A 1903-nucleotide genomic window follows, 5' to 3' on the forward strand; every position below is an offset into this window, starting at 1 on the left:
CTGCGTGCTGCGCGCCAGCAACGACTACGAGGCCGTACAGGCTTGGCTCTCGCTGCACGAATCGACCGGTACGCAACGCGCCTACCGCAAGGAAGCCGAGCGCCTGGTGCTGTGGGCGATCGTCGAACGCGGCTGTGCGCTGTCGTCGCTCACCACCGAGGACGCGGTAGCTTACCGGGCATTTCTGCGCCGACCCTCACCGCGATCGCGCTGGGTGAGTCCGCCGCGGCCGCGAACCTCCCCCGAGTGGCGGCCGTTCGCGGGCGGGTTGTCAGCGCGCTCTGCCGCTCACAGCCTGTCAGTGCTTGGCGCCCTGTTCCGATGGTTGATCGAGCAGCGCTACGTGTTCGCCAATCCGTTCGCGGGCCTCAAAGTGCGCGGGGCGTCTGCCGCGTTGCTCGATACCTCACGCGCATTCTCCGAGGGGGAATGGGCGCTGGTGCGTACCGTGGCTGATGGGCTGGAGTGGTCATACGGCTGGGAGCCTGCGGCTGCGCAGCGGCTACGTTTCGTACTCGATTTCGCCTACGCTACTGGTCTGCGCGCCAGCGAGCTGGTCCACGCGACGCTAGGCGCCATCAAGATCGATCCCATTGACGAGCGCTGGCTGCACGTCATCGGCAAGGGTGCCCGGGCTGGCCGGGTAACGCTACCGCCGCTGGCGCGCGTGGCGCTGGATCGCTACCTGATGCAGCGGGGTTTGCCGACGACGCCAGCAAAGTGGGAGCCGCTCACCCCGCTGGTTGCCAGCCTTGCTGGAGAGGCCGGTATCAACCGGGCACGCCTGTGGGTCGTGATGAAGCGTTTCTTCGCCACGGCCGCCGAGGTGATCGGCGAGGGCAGCCCTGCCGTTGCCGAGACGCTGCGACGTGCCAGCCCACATTGGATGAGGCACACCCATGCGACTCATGCCCTGCAGGGCGGCGCTGAACTCACCGCTGTCCGCGACAACCTGAGGCATGCGTCGCTGTCGACAACCTCGATGTATCTCCATTCCGACGACGTGAAGCGGGCCCGTCAGATGGCGTCAGTGTTCGGTACCCCGACACGTTGAGATCAAGGCGGTGCGCGTGAACTGAGGCACACCCACCCAGCGCAGCGGGAAATTTCGGCGGTTCGGGCTTACACCCCCGAATTATCACCATTGAGTATCAGTTTCGAATATTTCGTTGGAATCGATTATTTCGATTGTGTGCGATGATCTGCTAAAATACCTGTATCTCGGAGCGCAAATATGAACACCAACGCTGATCGCATTGAGTTGACCGATGATCAGGCCACGCTATTTAAACAAGCCAGTCGGCTGATGGGCGAAGCTTTGGACCGATCTCGGGCGCTGACGCTATCACTGGTAGGGCAGGGAGGTGACGGGGATGTCGCTAGGATCGAAGTGCCGCCGGCGACCCTACAAGTCCTCGCGCGACTGTTGTCGCTGATGGCTAGCCAGCAAACGTTTTTGCTCAGTCCCGCGGACACCGAACTGACAACTGGCCAAGCGGCCGATATGTTGGGCGTATCGCGCCCGTTTTTGGTAGCAAGACTCGAGGCCGGCGACCTCGCGCACCGTAAGGTTGGTCGCCACCGCCGTCTACGCCTGGACGACGTACTTGCCTACCAGCGTTCAATGAGAAGGGAAAGAAGTGCCGCCATGGATGAGATGGTCGAGGCGAGTGAGGCCATGGATGGTTATGGTTTATGAGATTCGGTCATGACCGTTTTATCGTTGTCTTAGACGCTTGCGTGCTATTTCCGATGCTGGTACGAGACGTGTTGCTCACCTTCGCGCAACACGAATTGTTCATACCTCGGTGGTCAGACGCGATTCATGACGAATGGCAGAGAAATTTGGCAGCTCGGCTCGCCCAGCAAACAACCGCGGCGCAAGCGGGAGACCAAACTGCAC

The 1903-nt window shown here is 61.7% G+C and carries 2 protein-coding genes; both read left to right on the top strand.

Translation table 11 applies throughout. The features are described from left to right. The coding region (locus WM40_RS26650; RefSeq protein WP_046154583.1) for a tyrosine-type recombinase/integrase at positions 1-1054 on the top strand (1054 nt) is incomplete at its 5' end. Between the two features lie 180 nt (positions 1055-1234). Beyond that, positions 1235-1699 carry a helix-turn-helix domain-containing protein gene (locus WM40_RS26655; protein WP_024906179.1) on the top strand — a complete coding sequence of 155 codons (465 nt, stop codon included), beginning with the start codon at positions 1235-1237 and terminating at the stop codon, positions 1697-1699. The last annotated feature ends 204 nt before the right edge of the window (positions 1700-1903 follow it).

The organism is Robbsia andropogonis, from assembly GCF_000970345.1.
Classification (GTDB): Bacteria; Pseudomonadota; Gammaproteobacteria; order Burkholderiales; family Burkholderiaceae; genus Robbsia; species Robbsia andropogonis.